The sequence below is a fragment of the Paenibacillus cisolokensis genome (genome assembly GCF_018403665.1).
In the GTDB taxonomy this organism is placed as follows: domain Bacteria; phylum Bacillota; class Bacilli; order Paenibacillales; family Paenibacillaceae; genus Paenibacillus_AH; species Paenibacillus_AH cisolokensis.
On sequence record NZ_BOVJ01000076.1, the window covers coordinates 1 to 25,166 of the forward strand.

The window sequence follows — 25,166 nt, forward strand, 5'->3', positions numbered from 1 at the left end:
GCGTTGAAGCGGAAGTAATCATGTCCGGCGCTTGAACGCTGGACATGCAAAAAACCAAGGGGCGCCTTCGTTTTTTTGCACGGTTAACCGATGCCTGTTTATCCATTGGCAGCTGCCGCTGTCTCCGGCGTCGGCTGCGCAATCTCGTTTCCGGTTGCCATAACCCGATCCAGAATAAGCTGTTCATACCGGGCAAACGAGCTGTCTCTCGTGCGCGGCCGGTCAAGCGTGATCGGTACGTCGAGGGCCACTTGGCCGTTCTCGATCAGAACGACCCGATCCGCGAGCGCCACCGCTTCGCTGACGTCATGGGTCACGAGCACGGCGGTGAAGCCCCGCTGTTCCCAGAGCCGCTCGATTAGCCGCTGCATCTCGATGCGGGTCAACGCATCCAGCGCGCCGAGCGGCTCGTCGAACAGCAGCAGGCGCGGGCTGCCGACCAGCGCGCGGGCGAGCGCAACGCGCTGCCGTTGGCCGCCGGACAAGACCGAGGGCCAGTCGCCGGCGCGATCCTCCAGTCCGACCTGCTTCAGCACCTCATACGCTTTCCATTCGGCGATTCGGGCGCTTTCCCCGTTGATGCCGAGCCGCACGTTATCGAGCACGGTTTTCCAGGGAAGGAGGCGGGCGTCCTGGAACATGAAGCGTGTGTCCGGGCCAATGCCGTCAACTGGCTGGCCGCCTCTGACCAGCGTCCCGCCGCTGATGCCGTCAAGACCCGCGATCAGCCGGAGCAGCGTGCTCTTGCCGCAACCGCTTCGGCCGACGATGGCGATGAATTCGCCCTCTTTAACGGACAAACGGATGTCGCGCAGTACCGATTTGTCTCCGAAGCTTTTGGCCACATCCCACAGCTCGAGGGACAGCCCTTGTTTGTCGCCGGCGGCAGCGGGCCGCTTGTTCGTATTGTTCTTTCTGTCCTCCTTATCTTCCCGGTGAGACGTTTCGTTCAAGAAGTCTTCGACTGCAATGTTGCCGTTCCGAAATGCGGATGCCATCTGAGCCATCTCCTTTCGAGATATTTTGCGATCAAGTCGGACAGCTTCCCGAGCAGCGCGTAAAGCAGAATGCTGAGCAGGGCGACGTCCAATTGGAAAACTCGCGCGCATTCATCGCCATATAACCGATTCCCGAATCTGCCGCAATCGTTTCGGCGACGATCAGCGTGAGCCACATAATGCCGAGCGAGAACCGGACGCCGACAAGGATCGAGGAAAGCGCCCCGGGCAATATGACATTGCGATACAGCCGCCATCCCCGCAGTCCGTAGGTTCTGCCCATCTCGATCAAGCCGGGATCGACGGACCGGATGCCGTGAAGCGTATTAAGGTAGATCGGGAACGATACGCCGAGCGCGACGAGAAAAATTTTCGCTTCTTCCTCGATGCCGAACCAGGCGATTACAAGCGGAATCATCGCCAGATGAGGGATGTTCCGGATCATCTGGATCGTCGAATCGGTCAGCTTCTCCGACAACGGGATGACTCCGTTCAACAGTCCGAGGGCAAAGCCGATCGACCCGCCGATCGCGAAGCCGATCAGCGCCCGCAGCGAGCTGATGCCGATAGCTTCCGCCAATTCGCCGCTTTGCAGCAGACGGAAGCCGGCAGACAGCACTTGATCGGGCGCCGGCAGCGTGCGCTCGGGAATCCATCCGAGGCTGCCGAACAGTTGCCAGATCGCCAGTAAAGCGAGCGGAATGTACCAGGGAAGCGACCGGTTTGGACGGCGGAGCAGACGCCGCACCTTGTTGCCGTTCATGCGGACCGCTCCTTTCTCAGTGCGCGGATGCCCGGGGAGCCGGTCGGACTTCGTTCGCGATCAGCTCGCCGAACGGGCTGATCGAGGACGGGCCGTTCGGCTCTGCGGGACGTTCCAGCGGCAAATGCGGAAACAGCAAATCGGCCGTTCGGTAAGCTTCCTCGAGATGCGGGTAGCCGGACAGAATGAACGTATCGATGCCGAGAGCGGCGTATTCTTTCATCCGTTCGGCGACAATTTCCGGGCTTCCGACCAGCGCCGTGCCGGCGCCGCCGCGCACGAGGCCGATGCCGGCCCACAGGTTCGGACTGATCTCCAGCGCGGAGCGGCCGCCGCCATGAAGCCGCGACATCCGCTTCTGCCCCACGGAGTCGAAGCGGGCAAAATGCGCTGCGCTTCGGCGATCGTCCGGTCGTCAAGATGCTTGATCAGCTCATCCGCTGCTTGCCACGCTTCTTCTTCCGTCTCCCGGACGATGACGTGCAGACGGATGCCGAAGCGAACGTCGCGTCCATGCGCTTCCGCCCGCTTGCGCACGCTGGCAAGCTTCTCGGCCACCTCGTGCGGCGGCTCTCCCCAGGTCAAATATACGTCCGCATGCTTCGCGGCCACTTCTTGCCCCGCGGACGAAGAGCCGCCGAACCATAGCGGCGGATACGGCTGCTGAATCGCCGGATAAAGGATGCGGCCGCCTTCGATGCGCAGATGATCGCCTTTGAAATGAACGGTTTCACCGCTCAGCTCGCGCCGCCAGATGTCCAGAAATTCATCCGTCAAGCCGTAGCGGTCGTCATGTTCCAGAAATAGCCCGTCGCCGGCCAGCTCGACGGGGTCGCCGCCGGCCACGACGTTGATGAGCAGGCGGCCTCCGGACAGCCGGTCGAATGTCGCCGACATGCGGGCGGCGAGCGTCGGCGACATAAGTCCGGGACGAACGGCGACGAGAAATTTGAGGCGTTTCGTTTCCGGAATGAGGGTAGCGGCCGCAATCCACGGATCTTCGCAGGAGCTGCCGGTCGGGATCAGAACGCCTTCGTAGCCGAGCCTGTCCGCGGCTTTGGCGATTTGCTGCATGTAGTCGGCGTCGACGGCGCGGGCGCCATAGCTTGTGCCAAGATAACGGCCGTCGCCATGGGTCGGAATAAACCAGAAAACCTTCATTGTCATTCGCTCCCTTGATTCAGAATCGCGTCATGAATGTCGATTTCCTTCGGAATGAGCCCGAGTGCGAAGAACGTATCCGCGATTTGCTGCTGGGCTTCGACCAGCTTCTCGTCGATTTGCTGGACGCCGTACGTTCTGCGCTTTGCCGCAAGCTCCAGCGACTCGACGTCGATGCCGAGCTGCGGAGAAAGCATTTCGGCGAGCTCCGTCGGATTGTCCTTGGCCCAGGTATCGATGTTGTTCGCTTCCTCCAGCAGCGTCTCGATAATATCGGGGTGCTTCTCGGCGAATGGGCGGGAAGCCAAATAAAATTCATGGTTCGAGACGACATCCGTACCGTCGGCGAGCAGTCTCGCGCCGGTAGCCGTCTGCGCCGCGGCGAGGAACGGGTCCCAGATGACCCAGGCGTCGACGCTGCCTTTTTCGAACGCGGCCCGCGCGTCCGCCGGAGGGAGATATTTCACATCGATATCTTGATAAGCGACGCCGGCCTTTTCCAGCAGCTTGACGAGTAAATAATGGACGTTGGAGCCTTTGTTCAGCACAACGGTTCGCCCCTTCAAATCGGCGACGGACTGGATATCCGAGTCCTTCGGCACCAGAATGCCTTCGCTCGCCGGGCTGGCAGGCTCGTGCGCGAGATAGACGAGCGGCGCTCCTGCCGCCTGCGCGAAAATCGGAGGAGCTTCGCCGGTATGGCCGATATCGATGCTGCCGACATTGAGCGCTTCGAGGAGCTGGGGGCCGCCGGGGAACTCGGTCCACTCGACCTTGACGCCCGATTCTTCCAGCTTTCGGTCAAGAGCCCCGTCCGCTTTCAAAATATTGATCGTGCCGTACTTCTGGTAACCGATGCGGACCGTAACATCTGCGCCGGACGATTTGCCGCCGGAGGCCGATTCGGCCTCGGACCCGCCTTTGCCCGCTTCCGCGCCGCAGGCCGCCAGCGCGAGCGACAAGCTCAGGAAAGCGATAATCGCAAACCCCGGTCTGCCGGAACGTTTTCGTCTAAGCATGCGTCCCCGCTCCCAGCTCAAGAAGAAGTTCGTCCAATACGGCGTCAAGCCGCGTTCGCAGCTCGGTATCCAGCGTAAATTCGAGTTCTCCGTCCGGCCGATCGCTTCGGACGATCTGGGAATCGACTGCGTACACCGCGCTGGTGAACCGATTGGCGCCGAGCGCGGCAAGCACCGGCTTCAAGGCGTAATCGATGGCGAGCAGATGGGCGATCGTCCCGCCGATAAAGAGCGCGTGACCGTTTTGCCGGCAAGCGCTTTTTGCGGCAGCAGGTCCAGGTATGTTTTCAGCACGCCGGTGTAGGACGCTTTATAAACCGGGCTGGCGATCACGATCGCATCGGCTTCCGCGACCAAAGCGTGGGCACCGGCGATCGCCGGGCTGTCGAAGGCGGCGCGGACGAGATCCTCCGCAGGCAAGGCGGAGACGTCGATATAGCCTCCGAATGCGTCGGCGGATTGCAGGCGTCGCTCCGCGTAACGGGTCAGTCCGGTCAGTCTGGAGCCCGGGTTCGGACTGCCGGAGATCATAACGGCTTTGCTCATAATTTTTTCTCCTTCCCAGTCTGGTGTTGTTCATCGGACATTCCAGAAAAAAGACAGAGACCTCCCTCGATTCGCGCATGAAGCGAACAAGAGAGGCCTCCGATTGTCCGGTCGAGCCATTCGATATTTCATTAATCCGATGAGCAAACTAGTATTTATGGCATTTATATTACCACCGCGGGTGAAAGGTGTCAACGTTTTTCGCAAAGGCGCATAAGTCGATTGCGGAGCGGGCAACCTAAACGAAAAATGACATGATCAGACGATAGTGCGGATTGCCCAGTGCAGATTATCCGCCCCTCCCCGCATCGTTAATGCCATCCTTTGGCCGGCATAGGTCCAAACCGTTTTGCAAACCATAAAAAAAGGCCAGAGCCTGATTACAAGATGATATTGGAGGGTGGCACATGAAGCGCAGATGGGTCGCACTCGCAGCCGGCGTCGTTCTGAGCGCAATGTTGTCCGGTTGCATGGAGAAGCAAGGGGATCTGGGCAACCGCAATATCCGACCTAACGCTGTCCGCCGCGATGCGAACGGGAATCTGATCATGAACAAGCGGTTCGCGGACGACCAGATGAACGAAATGAACCGGCAATACGGGCGCCGCCTGAACAGCAACAACATCGTCGGGCAGCATCGGAATTACCGGCTCGAGATGGACCGGGGACTCGCCGAGCGCATTAACCGAATACAAGGCATCGATACTTCTTACGTCATGCTTACCGACAGAAACGCTTATGTCGCGGTAACGTTGGAGAACGGCGCAGCAGCGCAATCGCAAAATCAGGGAGCTAGCGGGAATCGAATAAAGAGCGGTCTCGATATGCGGATTGGCAACAGACTGAACTTCGGAGCGGGATACGGGGCCGATAACCGGACCGGCTATATGGGCGGCGCTACGAAAGAAGCCGCGCAGGATGCCGGATTGACGGCGGAGCTGAAGCGGAAAATCGCCAGGGAAATCAGGCGGACGGCACCTCATATCCAAACGGCATATATCTCCTCCAACCCTGAATTCGTCGGCAGAATGAAACAGTTTATGGAGGATATTAACGCAGGGCGTCCGATTCAGGGTCGCTTACCGCAGTTCAATGCCATGGTGGAACGGCTGTTTCCGGCCAATACGGGCATTGCGGTCAATCCGAAAGCCGGTTCGAAGCCGGTATTTCAATAACGCAATAGGACGGCATCGGCCGATTATACAGGCCGATGCCGTTTTGCTGCGGCATTTGCCCATTTCTTTCTATGCACCGCACCATAGCTTCCCGCATTTCATACAATAATTTGACTGTATCCCTTGGCCTTGTTTAACTATAAAAACCCGGGCAAGGAGGGGTGACATTTTGAAGGGAAGCGACCATAAGAACAAATTTCTGTTGACCCATCGCGAACGCGAGGTATTCGAGTTGCTGGTACAGGACAAAACAACCCGTGATATCGCACAGCAGTTGTTTATTAGCGAAAAGACGGTCCGTAACCACATCTCCAATGAGACGGGATTTGATGCACAGCTAAGTTGAGATCTGTTGAGATGGCGGAAAGTATTTTATGAGGAAATTGTTCCTTGCAAAGCGCTTTTCCATTCTGGAAAATGTTTCGGTTATGATACAAGATCGGTGCCACATAAAAATGAATGGTAAGACCGGATGGGAGGAGAATGCCATGTGTTCGTAAAAAAACGTTACCGCATTCATATTCGAGCAGGACAGGGCAATCTCAACGAGCTGATCGACGAACTCGCCAGACAGGTAGTTCGCAAACATACCGATGCGTTTCAAATCAACCATAATCGTGTAAAAAAATCCCGGCTTGAGGACGTGCCGTGTTATCATTGTAATGATCCGTCTATTTGACCCTGTTTCATATAAACCTGGAGACCATTCCGAAATCCTTCCGGCACCATCGTGATTCGGCCGGCGGGATTTCTTTTTTATATAAGGGGAAGATCGAGCATGACAAAAGCGGCCATCTACGTCCGTGTCAGCACGACAAAAGAAAGCCAGAAAGACAGCCCCGAACATCAGATTGCTGCTTGCAAGCATTATGCCGAAGATATGGGATGGGAAACGGACGAGGAAATGATTTATGAAGACCGGGAATCGGGGACGAACATAACGGACAGGCAAGCGATTCAGCAAGTCATCAGAGATGCCCGGCGAGGCGCTTTTCAAGTCATTATTTTGCGGCGCTCTCCCGTTTTGCCCGCGACATCGGAGACTCCATCAATCTGAAGCGAAAAATGGTCAACGCGCTCAACATCAGACTGATCTCCATCGACGATCATTACGATTCGGACAGAGACGACGAAATGCTGTTTTCGATTATATCGAGCGTCAACCAGTCCGTAAGCGAGCAAATCAGCCGCAGCTCTCGCCGGGGCAAGCGCGAATCGGCGCTGAAAGGAAATTTTACGGGAAGCCGTCCGCCTTACGGGTACGTCAGGGAAATCAGAAACGGGCTTAAAGTTCTGGTGCCCGATGAGCGGCAGAAAGAAGTCGTGCGCACCATTTTCGGCTTTATACCGCCAATAAGATGGGCGAGAAAGCCATTGTCACCTACTTGAATCACAAAGGCATACCCTCTCCCAAAGGCGGCGTATGGGGAGTTACGACAGTTCAGCGCATCCTTCAAAACGAAGCATACATCGGAAAAAACCGCTCCTCCAAATACGAGACGAAAAAGATCTATACGAACGTAAACGATACATCCGAGCGTAAAAAGGTGCTGGTGCAAAAGCCGAAAAGCGAGTGGCGGTATGCCAATAAAATCATTACGCATCAAGCGATTATCGACGAGGACACCTTTCAGCTGGCCCAGATGTTGCGACTGGAGCGGGGGGGCGGTGAGCGGGGAGGCATCAGACAAAAAATTAACGTTTTCGCCGGCATGATAACATGCGCGCATTGCGGCTCATCCATGGTCAGTATGAAGTCCAAAAGTAAAAAAACGGATGAAAACGGCAGAGAATATCGCTATCTCGTCTGTTCCAGAAGACGCAGGCAGGGGGAAGCCGGATGCATCAACGATTTTGGCTACCCTACTATCCGTTTCGCGATGAACTGATCGGCATTCTTTCGAGCGCGCTCCGAAGCATCACATCCGCCGAGCAGCTGCTGGAAAAGCATAAAGGACTCATCCGAATCGATCAATCCGGTCTGGAGAGCGAAATTCGAGCAATGCGGAAGCGAATTGCCGATAACCGCCAGTGTCTGTTCGAATTGCGCCGCGAGAAAATGTCCGGGCAGCTTCTGGACGAGGAGCAGTATCGCCTGGAGAAAAGCTTTTACGAAAAAGAAATTGTTCAATTCGAGAGAAGATTGGCGGAAGCCGCCGAGGAGCTGCGTAAAAATTCTGATTTAACCGAGCTTTATGAAAATGTTGCGGATATGCTGGATGAGCTGTTGGACCTTGATTTTGACCATTTTGACGAGATGCAGCTTATTCTAAAAAAACTGCTTTCGCAAATTACAGTGGACCGTTCGGGCGATATTCAGGTGGTGACGGCCTTCGGTTTGCCGCTGCAAGAGCCGGCGTGCGAAGAAGAGACTGAGTTGTCACACAGATAGCAAAAAACAAGCGATTGTCCGATAACAGGGCGTCGCTTGTTTTAATTGGAGAAATCAAACTGCATCGTTTCAAAATCGGCTTTGCATTTGGCCCTCATCATAAAATCAATGCCAAGTATGCCGTCAAAGCCATAACTTTCTTGAACAGTTCCAAGTTGGACAGGAAAATCATTTAAAGGAATATGTTCAATTTGAAGCTTAGGGATGACCTGCTCATAGCAGATCTCGCTTGTTCCGCCAACTCCATACATGCGTTTGGCTCTGCCGTTTATGAAATCAATGTAAATGCCGATGTGAGCAAGCAAATCGGTATCAAATACCGTTGCCGCACAGCCTGTGTCAAACAGGACGTTCGGTAAAACAATAGATTGGTCGTTATAAGTCAAGGTCAATGAGACGATAGGCAAGCCATGCTGGAGCCATATCTTCATATGCGCTGCCGTATTCCTGAGAAGAACTCTTCAACAACTTCAACATCGGTTCGGCTGGTATGGAATACGTAAAGCTCGCGTGTCGGATACAGTTTATGAAAATGTTTGTATCCGCTCCAAGCTTCTTGCGGGTTATCGTAATCCTGAATAACCGCCATGTCTTCAAGACGGCGTACGCGGTTATCGGAGTTGGCTTTAATCGCCTCCACCAACACAAAACGGCTCGGATGCTGTTTGGCAATCTCTTCCCATTTCATCGGCTTCACCTCGCCTTTATTATATCATCTGAGAAAACAATATGGTAAACTTTGATATAGCAAAGGAGGGTCGAGGAAAAATGAAAGATCCCAAAATGCTCGAGAAAAAAGAACGGCTGCTCCAATTAGTTAGAAGTTTTTGTCAAGAATATTTGGACGAAGAATATGAACAATTGTCTATGAAAATGGTGGAAAAGCTAGGACGCAAGCGCACGGTTCCATTTATGTCAGGCAAGTTGGAGGTTTGGGCGGCAGGGATTATTCATGCAATAGGAACAGTTAACTTTCTGTTCGATAAGAGCTTCCAGCCCTATGCAACTGTTCATGATATATGCGCGCACTTCGGTGTAGCCCAAAGCACCACTTCGCAAAAATCCAAGCTGTTACGGGATATGTTCAAAATGGACTATTTCAATAATGAGTTTGCCACACAGAGGTCGCAGCAAAGCAATCCGTTTAACAATTTGGTATCCATAAACGGGTTTATTGTTCCAACAGAATTATTCAAAAATAAATGAACAGCGAACCAACTTGAAAGATTTACTTACAAGTTCAAATGGCGTGCTTCAAACCACATCTCCAATGTCATGCAAAAATTAAATGTCAAAGGTCGTTCGCAGGCTGTTGTCGAGTTGATCAAGCTTGGGGAACTGAAAATTTGACCGTTCCAATGACCCATTGGATTCGATTAACCTTCCACTCTCTTCCGTGCCGGGGAAGCAGAGGGGGAAGGTTTTTTGATGAATAGGGCGCTCATTTCCGAAACATTCCGTAGCAGCTTTCACGTCTCCGGCGGCACTTTCCTCTTATCGGCTTTGTTCGGTTGGCCGTCCGGTTGGCCGTGCAGCTTTCGGTAAGCTTTCGGCGTCATGCCGGTATGTTTGCGGAACACTTTGTTGAAGAAACTGATATCGCCAAAGCCGGCGTCGAAGGCGATGTCGGTCACCTTGCTGCTCGTGTCGGCGAGCAGGCGGCAGGCGTGGCGGATTTGCACGCCATGCTTGTATTCGGTGAAGCTGCAGCCGGCCGCTTCCCGAAATTTGACGGTGAACGACGAGACGCTCATGCCGCACAGCCGGCTCGCTTCCTTCAGTGACAGCGGCTGGCGGAAATGCGTCTCGACCAGATGCCGGATCGACTCGATCCAGTCCCGGTCGCTTAACGCTTCGCGCTTTCGCATCCCGCTTTCGCGATGGTAGCGTCCCAGCCAGACAAGACATTCGATCAGCCTCGTCCTGATCAGCAGTTGATAGCCGTCCCCGCGCATCGCAAACTCCTCTTCCATCGCGGCCAGTTGGCTGACGATTCGCAGCTTCTGATGATCGTGCAACCGGAAATGGGGGATGAACGACGCGCTTTTCCGCAGAAAGGGCGCCAGATAGAAAAAGTTGACGAACGATGGCATGCGCAGCAGCGACGCAAGTTCGTCGCGCAGCAGCTCGGTGCCGAACAGCACATTGAAGACGACCGTCTCTTCCGTATCCGAGCCTGTGTAGCTGTGCGGGGCGCCGGGCTCGAGCACGAAAACGTCGCCGGACTGAAGCTCGTACCGGTGGCCGGACATCTCGTGAATCGCCGATCCGCTGACGACATAGACCAGCTCGACGAATTGATGGGCATGATCCGGTATGCGTTCGCCGATACCGATCGTATAGCGCGAAATGAAGAACGGAAATTGTTCATCCGGAAAAAAGTTTTGCGCTCGTACGTTTCCATTTTATCGCGCCCCCCTTTGGCAAATCGTCCGTTTTTTTCGCAAATCAGCCAAGATGCTGCAAACGCTTTCGGTTACGGTTTACATATAAACCTTGCAATCGAAAGGAAGTGCCGACATGCTGGACGACAACAAACCTTTGACAAATGAGCAAATTCAATATTATCGGGAGAACGGGTTCGTTCAAATCGATGATATGTTAAAACCGGACGAATTGGAAGAACTGCGTCAATATTTGGACGAGACGATGAGGCAGGAAGGCGGCCGTTCCGTCCAAACGTCGCAGAAAGGCAACGCTTATTACAAGGTGCTGAACCAGCGCGTCAACACCTGGCGCGATCATGGCGGAATAGCCCGGTTCGTGCTGAGCAGGCGCTTCGCGCAGGCGGCGAAAGATTTGACGGGCAGCTCCGGCATCAGGCTGTTCCACGACCATGCGCTGCTCAAAATGCCGCACGATTCCAGACCGACCCCCTGGCATCAGGATTGGCCGTACTGGCCGATGAACGAAACCGGCGCGCTGTCGATCTGGATTGCGCTGGACGACGTCGATGAAAACAACGGATGCATGATGTTCGTGCCCAAATCGCAGAAAATCAAAAATTTGAAAAGCGTCGATCTGGTCGAGCCTCATGACATTTTAGCGACGGCGGCGCGGCCCGCGTCGACCGGAACACCGCGGTGGTAGCCAGGATGAAGGCGGGAAGCTGCACGTTCCATGACGGGCTGACGTTTCATTATGCCCATGCGAACCGGACGGACCGGCCGCGCCGGGCGCTCGCCATCATTTATATGCCGGACGGCACGACGTTTAGCGGTGCGCGGCATATATGCACCGAAGGTCTCGGCCTTGAAGCCGGCGGCCGTCTGCAGGGCGGATTGTTCCCCAGGCTCGCCTGAACCCGCTCATGCGTTCTTGCCTATCCCGGGTCTATCTGAAGATAAGCGTACTTTTCCTTCGGAAACGCGAAGCGCCGAAAGCCCGCGCCATGCCACAATAAATGGTGAACAGACAGACCATTCCGGGAGGGATCGGGCATGAGCAAGCTGAGCAAAGAAGAAGTGGAATTTTATCATGAAAACGGGTATCTTCTGTATAAGAAGCAACTGCTGCCGCAGCATATGCTGGACGGATTGACGGCTTTGTTCGAGGAGCATCTCGCGGAGAAAGGCAGCAAGCTGTCCGATGAGCTGGATACGCCGCATTTCCGGGACGAACGGCTGCTCGATTATTTGCTGTGCGACGAGGTGCTCGATGTCGTCGAACCGATTCTCGGGCCGAACATCGGGCTGTGGTCCAGCCATTTCATCTGCAAGGATCCGTATGTCGGACGGGCGACGCCCTGGCACGAAGATTCCGCATACTGGAAAGGCAGGGTGGACAGCTTTCACGGCATTGTGACCGTGTGGCTTGCGATCGACCCGAGCACCCGCGAAAACGGCTGCATGCAGGTCATTCCCGGCACGCACCGCAACGGCTTCTCGGACTACGAGGATGTCGACAGCCGGCTTAACCTGTTCGCCACGCAAATCCGCAACGTCGACGACAGTAAGGCGGTCGCTTTCGAGCTGGAGCGGGGACAATGCTCGCTGCACGATTCCCGCATCATCCACGGGGCGACGGCCAACAAGAGTCCTTACCGGCGTTGCGGATACACGATGCGCTACTTCTCGACCGACATCCGCGTCATTCCGGAGAAAAACCCCGGATTCAAGGTGTGGCTCGCCCGCGGCAAGGATCTCGCAGGCAATACGTATGCCAATGCGTAAATGGCGGGGGCGGCAGCGTGCAGGGGAGGGGCGACATGGAGCCGCAACGGCTGACGAACGAGCAATATTTGGGCGAAGACTTTCCGCTCAGGCTGTATAATCAGACGGTGTCCGGGCCGGTCGCGCTGCACTGGCACGAGTTTTACGAGCTGTGCTACGTGTACGGCGGCGCGGGCAGCCATACCGTTAACGGACGCGCGGTTCCGCTGTCCGAAGGCAGCCTGTTTCTGCTGACGCCTGCGGATTTCCATTCGGTATCTCCGTCACCTGACAGGCCGCTTCAACTCTATAACGCGGTGTTCGGCGAGCAACTGCTGTCCGATGAGCTGAGACCGCTGCTGTTTCGCGATTATGCGGGCGGCACGGTGACGGTTGCGGAGGATGCGCGGGAGGCCGTCGCGGAGGAGTTCCGGCTCCTTCAAGCGGAGCTGTCCGGCAGACAGCCGGGATACCGGCTGATGGCAAGAGGAGCGCTGGAACGCATTCTGCTTATGCTGGCAAGGCTGCGTTCCCTGGAGGAGGGCGGCGGTTCGGGCAGGGAAGAAACGCCGCAGCCGGAACATATCCGGCGGGCGCTCGTCTTCATCCATCACCGGTTTCGCGAACCGCTAAGTCTCCGGGACGCCGCCGCCCAGGCGGGGCTCGCGCCGAATTATTTCAGCGAATGTTTCCGCAAGGCTGCGGGCGTCCCGTTCCAGCAGTACCTGCAGGAGCTGCGGCTGTCGTTCGCCTGCTCGCTGCTGCGCGGATCGCCGCTGCCGGTCACCGATATTTGCTACGCGTCGGGCTTTCGCACGCTGTCTCATTTCGAACGGGCATACAAACGCAAATACGGCCATTCCCCGCGCGAAGCGAGAATGGCCGGCAAATAAAACGACCGACAGTCTTCAAGGCTGTTCGGTCGTTTTGTCTGTTCGGCCGTTTCGCTGTATTGCCGCTTCCGCACGGTCCCCGGTTCCGGTATGTGTCAGGCGCCTGGCCCGACGGCTGCGACATGAAGGCTTGGCCGGTTCGGATTGGGATGATCGCCGGTTGCCGCTTACGGTTTTGCGACATAAACGGGGATGTTCTCTGCCCGGAGCCGGTCCAGCATGGCAGCCGAAGGAGGCTTGTCGGTAATGAGCGCGTTCGCGGACGACAGCGGCGCGATCGGGAACAGGGAAGTGCGCTCCCACTTCGTATGGTCGAATACGGCGTACGTCTGCTGGGCATGTGCGATGAACAGGCGGTTCGTCTGCGCTTCGAATTCGGAGTGCGTCGTCAGTCCGTTTTCGAGAGATACGCCGTCGACGCCGAGGAACATTTTGCCGATATGCAGCTCTTCCAACGTTTTGAGCGCGAGAGGACCGCATAATTCATAGCTTTTGCCGCGCATGACGCCCCCGGTCACGACGACCTGAACGCCTTCGCTCTCGGCGAGCGAAGCCGCGATATTGACCGCATTGGTCACGACCGTAATATTGACTCTGCTGCGCAGAAGCCAGGCGATCAGAAAGGTCGTCGTTCCTCCGGTAAGCCCGACGACATCTCCCTCTTCGACCAGCGAGACGGCCCGGCGGGCGATAGCCATTTTCTCGGCGGACTGCAAATGTTTTTTCTCCTGAAACGACAGTTCCTGTCCGGACGGCCCGGGGGAAGATTGCGGCTGCGCCCCGTTGATCGTCCGGATAATCAGGCCGCGTCCCGCCAGCAGATCCAGGTCCCGCACTATGGTCGCCTTCGAGCAGCCGGCAAGCTCCATCATTTCCGGTATCGTCATGGCGCCGCGCTCGCTTAACGCTTTGAGCAGCAGCTGCCGTCGTTGATCGGTTTTGCTGAAAGGGGAATCGAGCATGTCCGGAATGGCTCCTTTCGGTCTATGAGAAGGCATGAAAGCTTTCGTTTCACTTTATGAAATTTTAATGCAAAAAAAGAGCACCGTCAAATGCGGGGCGTACGGATAAAGTTGTACGAGCCGGAGGTGCGCAAACGGCCGCGCAGTCGTGGCGGCGGCGGTCCGGAGAAGCGACAGAAGCGTACAGGCGTGCTAGAATGGAGAAAACGGTTCCATTCGTTAAGGTGAAAGGGGAATGCGTTATGCGTTTGGACGCGCATCAGCATTATTGGGACATTGCGCGGGGGGATCTCGGCTGGCTGTCGCCGGATGTGCCGGTATTGTACCGGAGCTACTTGCCGGATGATCTGCAGCCCGAGCTGGCGAAGCATCGGATCGACGGGACGATCGTCGTGCAGGCGGAGCGGTCTCACGAGGAAACGGATTATTTGCTCGCGTTAAGCGACAATGAGCCGTCGATCGCCGGTGTCGTCGGCTGGCTCGATCTGCACGATCCGGATTGGGAAAGTCATTACGAGCGGTTCCGCCGGCATCCGAAGTTTGTCGGTTTCCGCGTTATGATTCAGGAAATGGCCGATCCGGCCGAGGTGCTGAAGCCGAATGTCATCGAGGCGCTTGCCCGGATGGAGGAACTCGATCAGCCCGTCGATCTTCTCATGCGCTCGCCTCAGCTGCCTGCCGTTCTCGAGCTGATGGAGAAGGTGCCGAACCTGCGCGGCGTGATCAACCATATCGCCAAGCCGCCGATCAAGGACGGCATCCTCGAACCGTGGGCGGAGCAGATGCGCGTGCTGGCCGGCTACCCGAAGCTGTACTGCAAGCTGTCGGGCATGATAACGGAAGCCGACCATCGGCGTTGGGAGCCGGAACAGCTCATACCGTATGTCCGCCATGTGACGGAGCTGTTCGGCCCCCGGCGCGTCATGTTCGGCAGCGATTGGCCGGTTTGCCTGCTGGCAGGGTCCTATGACGATGTGATCGGCGCGCTGGAGCGGGCGCTTCCCGAAGCTTGGACGGAGCGCGAGCGGGAAGCGCTGTTCGGCGGCAACGCCGCCGAATTTTACAAGCTCGGCGGGAGAGGGGATCGGGAGCGCTGATCGTCCTTCTTTGCAGCGCCCCGCACCGTCAAAACAGACTCCATCCGAAATGCTGCGACAGCGTCTCCAGCAGATGAACGCCGGCGGTGCTGTTGCCTTTGCGGTTAAGCGCCGGACCGATCACGCCGATGCCGTACCGGTTCGGCACGAGCGCGAGAATGCCGCCCGATACGCCGCTCTTCGCGGGCAGTCCGGCGCGGATTGCGAATTCGCCCGAGGCGTTGTACATGCCGCAGGTGACCATGAATGTCTTGGCGATCTGCACGTAGCGGGAAGGGATGAGCGCTTCCCCGGTAAGCGGATCGCGTCCGGCATGCGCGAGTACGAGCGCCATGCGCGCCAGCTGGGCGCATGTCAGCTCGATCGCGCAATGCCGGAAATAGACATCCAGCACTTCCTCCACGTCGTCATGCGCTTCGAGCACGTTGTTTTCCTTCAGAAAATAGGCGATCGACCGGTTCCGGTAAGCGGTTGCCGCTTCCGAGCGGTAGACCGCCTCATTGCAGACGAGCGGCCGGCCGCCGGCAAGACGGGAGAAGAATGCCGTAATCCGTTTCGTCTTCTCCGCCGGACCGGAGCCGGCGATGAGCGAAGTGACCGCGATCGCCCCGGCGTTGATGAGAGGGTTGAACGGGATGCCCGGCTCCACCAGTTCCAGCTTCAGAATCGAGTTGAAATCGTCGCCGCTCGGCTCCATCCCGACTTTGGCGAATACGGCTTCTTCCCCGCGATCCATCAGCGCCAGCAGCAGCGTAAACACTTTCGATATGCTCTGCATCGTGAAGTTCAGATCGCAGTCTCCGACCGTCACGCATTCGCCCGACGCATCCATCACCGTAATGCCGAGCGCATTCGCCGGCGTTCCGGCGAGCTCCGGTATATAGCCGGCGACTTTTCCTTTCGCCGCATGCAGCCTGCTTGCTTCCACCCAGGCCGGGAGGTGCTCCCGCAATTGCTTCAGTTCTTCCTGTACGTCAGCCATAAACCAATCTCCCCTCGTCACAGCATTGAAATGGTTCGCAATACGCTTTCGTCAAAGTATGCGCATCGTTCCTTCTTTTCAGACGGCGCAAATCGTTTTCTGCGGACGCGGCCTGCGCCGTTTGTTGCCGATTGTTATAGTACGCCCCCCGCCTGGCAAAGAATAGGACAAATACATCATAAAACAGGGACGTGATATTGGTGAGACCGCAACGTTTCCGAATAACGGCCGCCGTCCTGGCGCTGCTTGTATTTGTCGCAGGATGCGCGGTTTTCGGCGGTACCCCGGACAAGGACGGCGAAGAAAGCGGGAACTCTTCCTCCGAAAATGCGATCGGACGGACGATCGACGCGATGACGCTGGACGAGAAAATCGGCCAGCTTATTATCGCCGGCGTGGAAGGCGCCTCTCCCGACCGCCGGGCGCGGCGCATGATTGCCGAGCAGCATGTCGGCGGCGTCATTTTCTACAAAGACAACCTCGTCTCCCCGGAAGAGACGGTCGTTTACGTCAACAGTCTGAGAGCCTGGAACGGCGCGAACAAGGCGCCGCTCATGTTGTCCGTCGATCAGGAAGGCGGCATCGTCAGCCGGCTTCCGGGTCTGGAGCGGCTGCCCGATGCCGTTGCGATCGGCGAAACCGGACAGCCGGCGTTCGCCGGGGCGGTCGGGGAACTGCTGGCCAGAGCATGTACGGCGTTCGGATTCAACCTGAATTTCGCGCCGGTGCTCGACATCAACAGCAATCCCGATAATCCGGTCATCGGTCCGCGTTCGTTCGGCGCGACGCCGGAGGTGGTGACACAAATGGGCGTGGCGGAGATGAAGGCGATCCGCGATGCGGGAATCATTCCCGTCGTCAAGCATTTTCCGGGGCATGGCGATACGGCGGTCGATTCCCATCTGGAACTGCCGGTCGTGCGGAAGGGATTGGAGCAGCTGCGGAATTTCGAGTGGCAGCCATTCGCCGAAGCGATCAGACAGGGGGCGGATGCCGTTATGGTCGCTCATATTTTGTTTCCGCAGCTGGACGGCGAATTTCCTTCCTCGCTGTCGCGCACGATCATCACCGACCAGCTGCGCGGGACGCTCGGCTTCGAAGGAGTCGTCATGACAGACGATCTGACGATGGGCGCCATCGCGGATCATTACGGCATCGGCGATGCGGCGGTTCAAGCCGTCGAAGCGGGCAGCGATATCGTGCTAGTAGCGCACGGGTACGAAAACGTCGACCGTGTCGTGCAAGCGCTCAAGCAGAGCGTGAACGAGGGGCGGTTGACGGAAAAACGGATCGACGAAAGCGTGGAACGGATTTTGCAGCTGAAGGAACGTTACCGGTTGGCGGATAAACCGGTCGCCATTCCGGAGCTTGACGGCATCAACGCCGACATCCGCGCTGTGCTGAAGCAATACCGGCAAGGTTGACGGTGCCGCGGTCCGCGTGCGCTGGCGGTCAGCGGAGCAGCCGCGTACCGCTGTGCCGACGCGCTGCCGCACCGCCATGCAGCCGCGTACCGCTGCGCCGACGCGCCGCCGTACCGCCATGCAGCCGCGTGCCGTCGTGGCACCGCTGCCTCGGCGCCTGCGAGCTGCCGGCTAACGCCTCGCAAAATCCGGTATTTCGCCGGCGTCATCCCGACATGCTTCTTGAAGCAGCGGTGAAAGTGGGGCAAGCTTTCGAAGCCGCATTGCTCCGCGATCCAGACGATTTTATCGTCCGATGCCGACAGCAGTTTTTCGCCTTGACGATGCGCCGCATCGTCAAGTAGTCGGTGACGCTCATGCCGGTTTTCCGTCTGAACACCCGGCTCAGATGGGCGGGACTGACTCCCGCCAGATCGGCGAGCGAAGAAAGCGTATGCCGCATGTCCGGTTCCGTATCGCCTTCAAGCCCGTTCAGCACGGCGTCAAGCCAGGACGGGCCGGCATTCGCGCCGGGACCGGCCGCCTCCCCGATAGCGGCTCTTACAATCCGGTTCGTTTCGTGCAGCAGCGTATGGAGCGACAGCCACTGGGCTGTCCGGTAGCCTGGCCGGCGCTCCCTGTCCTCCTCGGCCATCCGCGCCAGTTCGATCTCGTACAGCCGCTGCAGCCGCTCGTCCAGCCGAAACCGGTACACCCCCGTTTCCAGCAGCCCGGAGAGCGAATAGCCGTCATCGTAGACCGCTGTCAACAGAAGCGCCGGACCAAAAAAGAGCGCGGTCGAGGTGACGGGACGGTCCTGGTCGGGCAGGGCACGGTGAATCGTATTGGCGGGCAGCACGAACAGATCGCCGGCGCGCATATCATAGATCGTATGCTGAATAAAAAATGTTCCGTGTCCGCCGTGAACATAGACCAGCTCGTGCCAGTCATGCACATGGTCGGGAAGCTCGATTTGCGGGCTTTTCGTATCCCGGTACACCATGGAAAACGGGAACAGCCCGTAGTTCTCGAATTTTTGCGAATCGGCTTCATCCGTCTCTTCCTCTCCTGTCCGCCTCTCCTGCATTCATGCTGTTTTATCCTCATTATAACAGACGGTATGGCCGGCAAGCGGCCGCAAAGATCAAAATCGGATACATTTTGCCGGAATACGGCAATTCGCTGACTCGGTATGATGCTACAATAAAGGGGTGAGCATGATAGACCGGGAGGGATGGCAATGGGTACGACCAAAATGCTGAACGCGGAAACGGCCGACTTCGAGACGCAGTCCCGATATCGGGCGGCCGCCTCGTCGCCGGTGCGCGTCCTGCAAATTGGCGAAGGCAATTTTTGCGAGGCTTTGCCGATTGGATGCTGCATGAATGCCGCAAGAAAGGACTGTTCGACGGCAGTGTCGCGGTGACGCAGCCGCGACCCTCCGGAGGCGCCAAGCTGGAGCAATTGGCCGCACAGGACGGATTGTACACGCTGCTTATTCGCGGTTTGGAGCAGGGGAGAAAAGTCGAGCGTTCGGAAGTCGTCGCGGTCTTCCGCGAGCTGATCGATCCGTACCGCGAATGGGAGCGCTTTCTGTCTTTGGCGGACCGTCCGGAGCTGGAAGCGGTCATTTCCAATACGACCGAAGCGGGGCTGACGTACGTCTATACGCCGTGGAAGCCGGATGAGCCGATGCCATCGTATCCGGCCAGGCTGACGCTGTGGCTGTACCGCCGATACGAAGCGTTTGCGGGCGCAGCCGATAAAGGACTGCTGCTGCTGCCTTGCGAGCTGCTCGAACGCAATGGCGACACGCTGAAGGCTTGCGTGCTGCGGCATTGCGACGACTGGAGCTTGCCGGATGGATTCCGCCGCTGGCTGGAGGAACATAACCGGTTTTTAAATTCGCTGGTCGACCGGATTGTGACGGGCTATCCGGCAGACGAGGCGCCGGCGCTGTTCGAGCGTTGGGGGTACGAGGACCTGCTGCTCAATACGGCGGAACCGTATCATTTTTGGGCAATCGAAGGCGAACCGGAGCTGGACCGCCGGCTGCCGTTCGTTCAAGCGGGCCTGAACGTCCGCTGGGTTCCGGATTTGCGCCCGTACCAGCTGCGCAAAGTGCGCATTCTGAACGGCGCCCATACGCTGATGACGCCGCTCGGTCTGCTGTCCGGCGTCCGGCATGTCCGGGAGCTGATGGAGCACGAGACGCTCGGCAGTTGGGTCCGGGAGGCGGTCGCCGAAGAGATCGTTCCCGCGGTCCCGCTCGAGCCGTCCGAGTTGCGCGTCTATGCGGCGGAAGTGTTCGAACGGTTCGCCAATCCGTACATTGAACACCGGCTGTCCGACATCGCGATGAACAGCGTAAGCAAATTCCGGACGCGCCTTGTGCCGACGCTTCTTTCGTACGCCGGGGAGCGGCGCGAGCTGCCGCAGCGAATGGTGACCGCGCTTGCCGCGCTGCTGCGCCTGTACCGGGTGAAGCGGCTGGATGACGGCGGTTACGGCGGCGTCCGGTTCGACGGCACGCCCTATACGGTGAACGACAGCAAGCCGGTGCTGGAGACGATGTCAGCGTTGTGGGCGGAATACGGAACCGATGCGCGGTTGCTGGCCGATGCGGTCCTCTCCCGTGAAGAGTGGTGGGGCTGCGACCTCCGGACACCTGCCGGTCTGCCGCTCGTTCAGGCGATTGCCCGCCAATTGGAACAATGGGAGGAATACGAATGAAATCGTGGATTCGGCTTCACCCTTCGGACAATGTCGTCGTCGCGCTGCGGGATTTGGCAGCCGGAGAGCGGATCGGACTCGAATTGCCGGACGGCGGTCAGGAGACGATCGTGCTGAAGGAAGAGGTGGCCAAAGGGCATAAGGCGCTCATTCGGCCGGCAGCAGCGGGCGAAGATGTGATCAAGTTCGGCTATTCGATCGGAAAGGCGAAGGTCCCGCTGGAGCCCGGCGTCTGGGTGCATCACCACAATGTGCGGACTGGGCTTAGCGGCAAGCTGGAATACCGCTACGAACCCGGGCCGGAGGTGACCGGAGGAAGCGCCGCTATTCCCGACGGCTTCGCGGAGCGGACGTTTGCCGGATATGTCCGCGAGAACGGCGATGTCGGCATCCGCAACGAGCTGTGGATTTTGAATACGGTCGGATGCATCAACAAAACATGCGAAACGCTCGCCCGCATGGGCAATGACGCGCTTGCCGGACGCGTCGACGGCGTTTACCATTTCGCCCATCCGTACGGCTGCTCGCAGCTTGGCGACGACTTGAAGCATACCCAGGCGTTTCTGTCCGCGCTGGCGCTTCATCCGAACGCGGGCGGCGTGCTCGTCGTCGGACTCGGCTGCGAAAACAATCAGATCGACGAGTTCCGCAACCTGCTCGGCGATTTTCCGGAAGGACGCATCCGCTTCATGCGCGCCCAGGATGAGGCGGACGAGCTGGAAAAGGGATGGAACTGCTCGAGGAGCTGGCCGCGTACGCCGAGACGTTCAAGCGCGAGCCGGTGCCGGTGTCCAGACTGAAGATCGGGCTGAAATGCGGCGGCTCCGACGGTTTGTCGGGCATTACGGCCAATCCGCTTGTCGGCCGCATCGCCGACGCGGTGACCGCCGCGGGCGGAACGGCGCTGCTGACGGAAGTGCCCGAGATGTTCGGCGCGGAGACGATTCTGATGAACCGCGCGGCGGACGCCGGCGTCTTCGAGCGGATCGTCCGGCTGATCAACGATTTCAAGCAATATTTTATCGATCATGGCCAGGAAATTTATGAAAATCCTTCGCCCGGCAACAAAGCCGGCGGCATCAGCACGCTGGAGGAGAAATCGCTCGGCTGCACGCAAAAAGGCGGCCATGCGGTCGTGACCGACGTGCTGCCTTACGGGACGCGCGCGAGCCGCCCCGGCCTCAATCTCGTGCAGGCGCCCGGCAACGATCTCGTCTCGGTCTCGGCGCTCGCGGCGGCCGGCGCGCAGATCGTACTGTTTACGACCGGCAGAGGGACGCCGTTCGGCGGGCCGGTGCCGACGATGAAGCTGTCGACGAACAGCGAGCTCGCGGCCCGCAAGGCGAACTGGATCGATTTCGACGCCGGGCGGCTACTGGACGAGGCGGTGACGATGGATTCGCTTGCCGCGGAACTGCTCGATTTCATTCTCGATATCGCGTCCGGGAACGCGCAGACGAAGAACGAGCGGACCGGCTTTCGCGAGATCGCCATTTTTAAAGACGGAGTTATCCTATAACATCGAGCGGCAGGGAGATGAGTGAAGATGAAAACGATCGTATGCGTCGAGCCGGGGCGATTCGAAATGCGGGAGCAGGATGAGCGCGCGCCGGGACCCGGGGAAGCGCTTGTGCGGATTCGCCGGGTCGGCATTTGCGGCACCGATTATCATGCGTTCCGAGGCAATCAGCCGTTCTTCGAATACCCGCGCATTCTCGGGCACGAGCTGTCCGGCGTCGTGGAAGCGCTCGGGGAAGGAACGGCGGGCGTCGCCGTCGGCGATCGGGTGGCGGTCGTACCGTATTTGGAATGCGGCGTTTGCATCGCTTGCCGGCAGGGCAAGCCGAACTGCTGCACGTCGCTGCGCGTGCTCGGCGTCCATACGGACGGCGGCATGCGGGAGCGGCTCAATGTGCCCGCAGATCATCTGCTCGCCGTAAACGACTTGACGCTCGATCAGGCGGCGACGCTCGAGCCGCTCGCGATCGGGGCGCATGCCGTGCGCCGGTCCGGGCTTACCGCCGGCGAAACGGCGCTCGTCATCGGCGGCGGGCCGATCGGTCTCGGCGTCATGGCGTTCGCCAAAGCCGAAGGGGCGAACGTCATCGCCATGGAGGTGAGCGACGAACGTCTCGCGTTGTGCGCTGGATGGGCGAAGGCCGACTATCTTGTCCATGCGAAGCGGGAACCTGCGGATCGGATCGCGGAACTGACCGGCGGCGATTATCCGACGGTCGTCTTCGACGCGACCGGCAACGCACAGTCGATGGCCGACGCGTTCCGCTATGTGGCCCACGGCGGCCGCCTCGTCTATGTCGGGCTGGTCAAGTCCGACATCGCGTTTCACGATCCCGAGTTTCACAAGCGGGAGCTGACGCTGATGGGCAGCCGCAACGCCACGAAGGAAGATTTCGCCCGGGTTATGGAGGCGGTGCGCCGCGGCCGCATCGATGCGGCGGGCTACATTACGCATCGCGCGCCGTTCGCGGATATGATCGGCGAATTCGAGCGTTGGTTGCGGCCGGAGTCGAAAGTGGTGAAAGCGATAGTCGAGCTGCAGTAGAAGGAAGGCCGTGCAGCAATTATGGCCGAGCAACAGTAATAGGAAGAGCCGGCATGCTTTATCGCGTGCCGGCTCTATGCATATGGCGGAACAACCCGCATGTTATTTTACGCCGAGTCGCATCCGGTAGCTGAACATAACTTCCAACGTTCTGCCCCCGAAGAAAGCTTCCGCGTTCGCCCGGAACGCCTCGATATCCGTGTTTAATGCCGTCGACCCCAGCTTGAACACCGTTTGCACGCCGCCCTGGCTGATCGCGAGGCCGACATAGCGTTCGGCGTCGCATGCTTCGATGTTGTGGAACACGATTTCTTTGACGAACCGGAACAACCCGCTGTCCCGCAAATTATTTAAATGCTCTTCCTTGTTCCATTTCTTCGCGCGGTCGTTTTCCTTCACAAGCTGCGAAATGATACGATCCGCTTTTTCGACGAGCTCGTTGTACGCTTTTTCGACCGACCAATGAAGCGTCGGCGGCCAGTCGCAATCGTAAGCCGCGAAAACGCCGCCGTCCTTAAGCGTCCGGGCCACTTCCCGCAATGTGCTGACAGGCTCCATCCAATGGAACGACTGGGAGCACGTGACGACATCGACGGTGCCCGATTCCAGGGGCAGCCGGTTGGAGTAGCCCGGGACGAACGACAGATGCTCCGCGTCGCTGTGGGAAGCCCGTTTTTCCAACGCTTTTCTTCTCATATCGTCATTGGGCTCGACGCCGATCACCCGCTCGGCGCAATCTTTCCAGATGAAGGTGGAAAGTCCGGTGCCGCAGCCGATATCCGCTACAACGGCGGGCTTCCGGCCAAGGTAGCCGGTTATAATGTCGATCACGCGCGGCGGCGCCTCGGGACGGTATCGGTCGTATTCGTTTTCAAAGCCTGTAAATCGGTCCACATTGCTTCGCAGATTGCCTTCCGGTATCATGGTTCGCTTCCTCCCGTCGCTAAGCATTACAACCATTATAAACCATATATGGTCAAAGGACTAAAACGTTGACGGATCGGATAATCTAACGCTGATACCGTTCATCGTACGGAGGTGGAGGACTTGAATTTGGAGGACCGAATTTTGACCGCGCTGGAAGAAGTGCTCGATCCGGAAGTTGGAGTAAATATCGTCGATTTGGGGCTTGTCTACGAAGTGTCCGCCGATGAAAACGGCAAGGTGAAGATCGAGATGACGCTGACGATTCCCGAATGTCCGCTTGCCGACGAAATTGTGGAGCAAGTTAAAAAGACCGTATCGCAATTGCCCGGCGTCAAGGAGGTTGACGTTCGGCTCGTATGGGAGCCGAGATGGACCCCCGCCAGAATGAACGATCGGGCGAGAGAGGAAATCCGCGCCCGCATGTCGGCGGTGGAGTAGAACGCGTGTGCATAACGCCCGATCATAGCCCTTGCGCGCCCTTTCGCTTTCCCGTTCGATCGGACCGGACTTTTCGTTCGAAAGAAAGCGGCAGCGGCATGCAGGGCTTTTCGGTTTTCCCGCGGTCTTTCGACGTTTGCCTTTGAAGCGGCAGGCCGGCGCCCATGACAACTGTCGAGCCGAATGTGGTATGATAAGGGAAAACCGCTTCATCTGGAGGAACGATGAGACCTTTTTTTCTTTTCGCGATTTTATGGTGGCTGATCGGCAATCCGTTTATTGCCATACTTATGCTGCTTATCATACTGTACGCGCTGGACCAACGATTCGTCGGACTTGCGCCGAATATTTTCCGCCCGTTTCGCCGCAGAAGGTTGATCGCCAGACTTCGCCAGCAGGTGGCGATCAATCCGAGCGACGTGTCGGCCAAGCACGAGTTGGCCCGTCTGTTGATCGAAGCAAAGCGGTACCGGGAGGCGCGGGACTTGCTGGAGCCGATGCAGTCGCTCGGCGCCGTCGAGTCATCGGCCGAATTTTGGGACGATCTGGGCAACAGCTACTTGCATACCGGGGAAACGGCGAAAGGCGAAGAGGCGATCCGGCGGGCGCTGGAATTGAACCCCAGGGTCAAATACGGAGAACCCTACCTGCGTCTGGCATCGTTATATTCGCGGTCGGATACGGACAAGGCGCTCGAAGCGCTGGAATCGTTCCGCAGCATTCATTCATCGTCCTGCGAGGCGTACTATCGGCTGTCACAAATCAACGAGCAGCTCGGACGCAAGGAAGAGGCGCGCCGGGCGCTCGACGAGGCGCTTGACGTGTATCGCTCGCTGCCCAAGTATATGAAGCGCAAGGAGCGGAAATGGGCGGCGCGCTGCAGGTTGAAAAAGCTGGGGCTGGGATAAGGATACGGATATGAAATGAAAAAACCTCCCGGGGGAGAGCCGTCTTACGGCTTCT

26 protein-coding genes and 7 pseudogenes are annotated in these 25,166 nt (G+C 58.0%); 20 read left to right on the forward strand and 13 right to left on the reverse strand.

Going from position 1 to position 25,166, the window contains the following annotated elements; genetic code table 11:
• Positions 1-98: 98 nt before the first annotated feature.
• The 5 genes and pseudogenes from PACILC2_RS11355 to ssuE form a co-directional block, all read right to left on the reverse strand.
• On the reverse strand, positions 99-998 hold the full coding sequence (locus PACILC2_RS11355; protein ID WP_213528927.1) for an ATP-binding cassette domain-containing protein: 900 nt from the start codon (positions 996-998) through the stop codon (positions 99-101).
• A pseudogene (gene ssuC / locus PACILC2_RS11360) lies at positions 950-1,761 on the reverse strand (aliphatic sulfonate ABC transporter permease SsuC). The gene PACILC2_RS11355 and the pseudogene ssuC overlap by 49 nt, the downstream one beginning before the upstream one ends.
• Before the next feature lie 16 nt (positions 1,762-1,777).
• Positions 1,778-2,922: pseudogene (gene ssuD / locus PACILC2_RS11365) on the reverse strand (FMNH2-dependent alkanesulfonate monooxygenase).
• A gap of 2 nt (positions 2,923-2,924) precedes the next feature.
• Positions 2,925-3,941: a sulfonate ABC transporter substrate-binding protein gene (locus tag PACILC2_RS11370; RefSeq protein WP_213528928.1), complete on the reverse strand. Its 1,017-nt coding sequence runs from the start codon at positions 3,939-3,941 to the stop codon at positions 2,925-2,927.
• Positions 3,934-4,487 (reverse strand): annotated as a pseudogene (gene ssuE, locus PACILC2_RS11375) (NADPH-dependent FMN reductase). Before ssuE ends, PACILC2_RS11370 begins: the two are co-directional and overlap by 8 nt.
• 407 nt (positions 4,488-4,894) lie before the next feature.
• Between ssuE and PACILC2_RS11380 the strand changes: the two are divergent.
• The 6 genes and pseudogenes from PACILC2_RS11380 to PACILC2_RS26840 all read left to right on the forward strand — a co-directional run bounded on the left by PACILC2_RS11380 (position 4,895) and on the right by PACILC2_RS26840 (position 8,054).
• Positions 4,895-5,662: a YhcN/YlaJ family sporulation lipoprotein gene (locus PACILC2_RS11380; protein WP_062494747.1), complete on the forward strand. Its 768-nt coding sequence runs from the start codon at positions 4,895-4,897 to the stop codon at positions 5,660-5,662.
• Positions 5,663-5,831: 169 nt separating this feature from the next.
• A pseudogene (locus PACILC2_RS11385) lies at positions 5,832-5,978 on the forward strand (LuxR C-terminal-related transcriptional regulator); the annotation flags it as partial.
• A gap of 174 nt (positions 5,979-6,152) precedes the next feature.
• Positions 6,153-6,341: a hypothetical protein gene (locus PACILC2_RS11390; protein WP_213528930.1), complete on the forward strand. Its 189-nt coding sequence runs from the start codon at positions 6,153-6,155 to the stop codon at positions 6,339-6,341.
• A 99-nt stretch (positions 6,342-6,440) separates the two neighbouring features.
• A pseudogene (locus PACILC2_RS26830) lies at positions 6,441-7,051 on the forward strand (recombinase family protein).
• Positions 7,021-7,551, forward strand: coding sequence for a recombinase family protein (locus PACILC2_RS26835; RefSeq protein ID WP_244863450.1), 531 nt, complete (start codon positions 7,021-7,023; stop codon positions 7,549-7,551). The pseudogene PACILC2_RS26830 and the gene PACILC2_RS26835 overlap by 31 nt, the downstream one beginning before the upstream one ends.
• Before the next feature lie 113 nt (positions 7,552-7,664).
• Positions 7,665-8,054, forward strand: coding sequence for a hypothetical protein (locus tag PACILC2_RS26840; protein ID WP_244863451.1), 390 nt, complete (start codon positions 7,665-7,667; stop codon positions 8,052-8,054).
• A 41-nt stretch (positions 8,055-8,095) separates the two neighbouring features.
• Here PACILC2_RS26840 and PACILC2_RS11400 read toward each other — a convergent pair whose 3' ends face one another.
• Both PACILC2_RS11400 and PACILC2_RS11405 read right to left on the reverse strand, forming a co-directional pair.
• Entirely contained in the window at positions 8,096-8,485 is a 390-nt protein-coding gene (locus PACILC2_RS11400) for an aspartyl protease family protein (protein ID WP_062494741.1), read from the reverse strand.
• Positions 8,482-8,742, reverse strand: a complete 261-nt coding sequence (locus PACILC2_RS11405; protein ID WP_213528931.1) for a hypothetical protein — start codon at positions 8,740-8,742, stop codon at positions 8,482-8,484. The genes PACILC2_RS11400 and PACILC2_RS11405 overlap by 4 nt, the downstream gene beginning before the upstream one ends.
• Before the next feature lie 80 nt (positions 8,743-8,822).
• Here PACILC2_RS11405 and PACILC2_RS11410 point away from each other — a divergent pair, with 80 nt between their 5' ends.
• Together PACILC2_RS11410 and PACILC2_RS11415 are read left to right on the forward strand one after the other, a co-directional pair.
• The gene (locus PACILC2_RS11410) at positions 8,823-9,260 is read left to right on the forward strand and encodes a DUF6398 domain-containing protein (protein ID WP_213528932.1); all 438 of its coding nucleotides are present in this window, start codon (positions 8,823-8,825) and stop codon (positions 9,258-9,260) included.
• Positions 9,261-9,311: 51 nt separating this feature from the next.
• Positions 9,312-9,404, forward strand: a pseudogene (locus PACILC2_RS11415) (LuxR C-terminal-related transcriptional regulator); the annotation flags it as partial.
• Between the two features lie 119 nt (positions 9,405-9,523).
• Here PACILC2_RS11415 and PACILC2_RS11420 read toward each other — a convergent pair.
• Positions 9,524-10,405, reverse strand: a complete 882-nt coding sequence (locus PACILC2_RS11420; RefSeq protein ID WP_307860557.1) for an AraC family transcriptional regulator — start codon at positions 10,403-10,405, stop codon at positions 9,524-9,526.
• A 169-nt stretch (positions 10,406-10,574) separates the two neighbouring features.
• Between PACILC2_RS11420 and PACILC2_RS27990 the strand changes: the two genes are divergently transcribed.
• From PACILC2_RS27990 to PACILC2_RS11440, 4 genes are all read left to right on the forward strand, one after another.
• The gene (locus PACILC2_RS27990; protein ID WP_213528934.1) at positions 10,575-11,144 is read left to right on the forward strand and encodes a phytanoyl-CoA dioxygenase family protein; all 570 of its coding nucleotides are present in this window, start codon (positions 10,575-10,577) and stop codon (positions 11,142-11,144) included.
• 5 nt (positions 11,145-11,149) lie between these two features.
• Complete coding sequence (locus PACILC2_RS27995) at positions 11,150-11,356, forward strand: phytanoyl-CoA dioxygenase family protein (RefSeq protein WP_213528935.1); 207 nt, start codon at positions 11,150-11,152, stop codon at positions 11,354-11,356.
• A gap of 138 nt (positions 11,357-11,494) precedes the next feature.
• Positions 11,495-12,226, forward strand: a complete 732-nt coding sequence (locus PACILC2_RS11435; protein ID WP_062494731.1) for a phytanoyl-CoA dioxygenase family protein — start codon at positions 11,495-11,497, stop codon at positions 12,224-12,226.
• 35 nt (positions 12,227-12,261) lie between these two features.
• A complete protein-coding gene (locus PACILC2_RS11440; protein ID WP_213528936.1) occupies positions 12,262-13,098 on the forward strand; it encodes an AraC family transcriptional regulator in 837 nt (278 codons plus the stop codon).
• A 167-nt stretch (positions 13,099-13,265) separates the two neighbouring features.
• Here the strand turns inward: PACILC2_RS11440 and PACILC2_RS11445 are convergent, their stop codons facing one another.
• On the reverse strand, positions 13,266-14,060 hold the full coding sequence (locus PACILC2_RS11445) for a DeoR/GlpR family DNA-binding transcription regulator (protein ID WP_213528937.1): 795 nt from the start codon (positions 14,058-14,060) through the stop codon (positions 13,266-13,268).
• Between the two features lie 242 nt (positions 14,061-14,302).
• Between PACILC2_RS11445 and PACILC2_RS11450 the strand changes: the two genes are divergently transcribed.
• Positions 14,303-15,157: an amidohydrolase family protein gene (locus PACILC2_RS11450; protein WP_213528938.1), complete on the forward strand. Its 855-nt coding sequence runs from the start codon at positions 14,303-14,305 to the stop codon at positions 15,155-15,157.
• A 28-nt stretch (positions 15,158-15,185) separates the two neighbouring features.
• Here the strand turns inward: PACILC2_RS11450 and glsA are convergent, their stop codons facing one another.
• Complete coding sequence (glsA, locus tag PACILC2_RS11455; protein WP_213528939.1) at positions 15,186-16,139, reverse strand: glutaminase A; 954 nt, start codon at positions 16,137-16,139, stop codon at positions 15,186-15,188.
• A 200-nt stretch (positions 16,140-16,339) separates the two neighbouring features.
• On the opposite strand from glsA, the gene nagZ reads away from it, so the two are divergent.
• Entirely contained in the window at positions 16,340-17,563 is a 1,224-nt protein-coding gene (nagZ, locus tag PACILC2_RS11460) for a beta-N-acetylhexosaminidase (RefSeq protein ID WP_244863452.1), read from the forward strand.
• Here nagZ and PACILC2_RS29370 read toward each other — a convergent pair.
• Positions 17,470-17,871 (reverse strand): helix-turn-helix domain-containing protein, encoded by a 402-nt coding sequence (locus PACILC2_RS29370; RefSeq protein WP_213528947.1) that lies wholly within the window; start codon positions 17,869-17,871, stop codon positions 17,470-17,472. The two genes, nagZ and PACILC2_RS29370, sit on opposite strands and share 94 nt — an antisense overlap.
• The gene (locus PACILC2_RS11470; RefSeq protein WP_213528940.1) at positions 17,769-18,629 is read right to left on the reverse strand and encodes an AraC family transcriptional regulator; all 861 of its coding nucleotides are present in this window, start codon (positions 18,627-18,629) and stop codon (positions 17,769-17,771) included. Before PACILC2_RS11470 ends, PACILC2_RS29370 begins: the two co-directional genes overlap by 103 nt.
• Before the next feature lie 153 nt (positions 18,630-18,782).
• Between PACILC2_RS11470 and PACILC2_RS11475 the strand changes: the two genes are divergently transcribed.
• The 4 genes and pseudogenes from PACILC2_RS11475 to PACILC2_RS11490 all read left to right on the forward strand — a co-directional run bounded on the left by PACILC2_RS11475 (position 18,783) and on the right by PACILC2_RS11490 (position 22,838).
• Positions 18,783-18,968, forward strand: a complete 186-nt coding sequence (locus PACILC2_RS11475; protein ID WP_213528941.1) for a hypothetical protein — start codon at positions 18,783-18,785, stop codon at positions 18,966-18,968.
• The gene (locus PACILC2_RS11480; protein WP_213528942.1) at positions 18,917-20,275 is read left to right on the forward strand and encodes a tagaturonate reductase; all 1,359 of its coding nucleotides are present in this window, start codon (positions 18,917-18,919) and stop codon (positions 20,273-20,275) included. Before PACILC2_RS11475 ends, PACILC2_RS11480 begins: the two co-directional genes overlap by 52 nt.
• A pseudogene (locus PACILC2_RS11485) lies at positions 20,272-21,794 on the forward strand (UxaA family hydrolase). The gene PACILC2_RS11480 and the pseudogene PACILC2_RS11485 overlap by 4 nt, the downstream one beginning before the upstream one ends.
• Positions 21,795-21,821: 27 nt before the next feature.
• Positions 21,822-22,838, forward strand: a complete 1,017-nt coding sequence (locus PACILC2_RS11490; RefSeq protein ID WP_213528943.1) for a zinc-binding alcohol dehydrogenase family protein — start codon at positions 21,822-21,824, stop codon at positions 22,836-22,838.
• A gap of 102 nt (positions 22,839-22,940) precedes the next feature.
• Here PACILC2_RS11490 and PACILC2_RS11495 read toward each other — a convergent pair whose 3' ends face one another.
• Complete coding sequence (locus tag PACILC2_RS11495; RefSeq protein ID WP_213528944.1) at positions 22,941-23,762, reverse strand: class I SAM-dependent methyltransferase; 822 nt, start codon at positions 23,760-23,762, stop codon at positions 22,941-22,943.
• Between the two features lie 123 nt (positions 23,763-23,885).
• Here PACILC2_RS11495 and PACILC2_RS11500 point away from each other — a divergent pair, with 123 nt between their 5' ends.
• Entirely contained in the window at positions 23,886-24,203 is a 318-nt protein-coding gene (locus PACILC2_RS11500; RefSeq protein WP_062494705.1) for a metal-sulfur cluster assembly factor, read from the forward strand.
• Positions 24,204-24,427: 224 nt separating this feature from the next.
• Positions 24,428-25,111 carry a tetratricopeptide repeat protein gene (locus PACILC2_RS11505; protein ID WP_213528945.1) on the forward strand — a complete coding sequence of 228 codons (684 nt, stop codon included), beginning with the start codon at positions 24,428-24,430 and terminating at the stop codon, positions 25,109-25,111.
• The last annotated feature ends 55 nt before the right edge of the window (positions 25,112-25,166 follow it).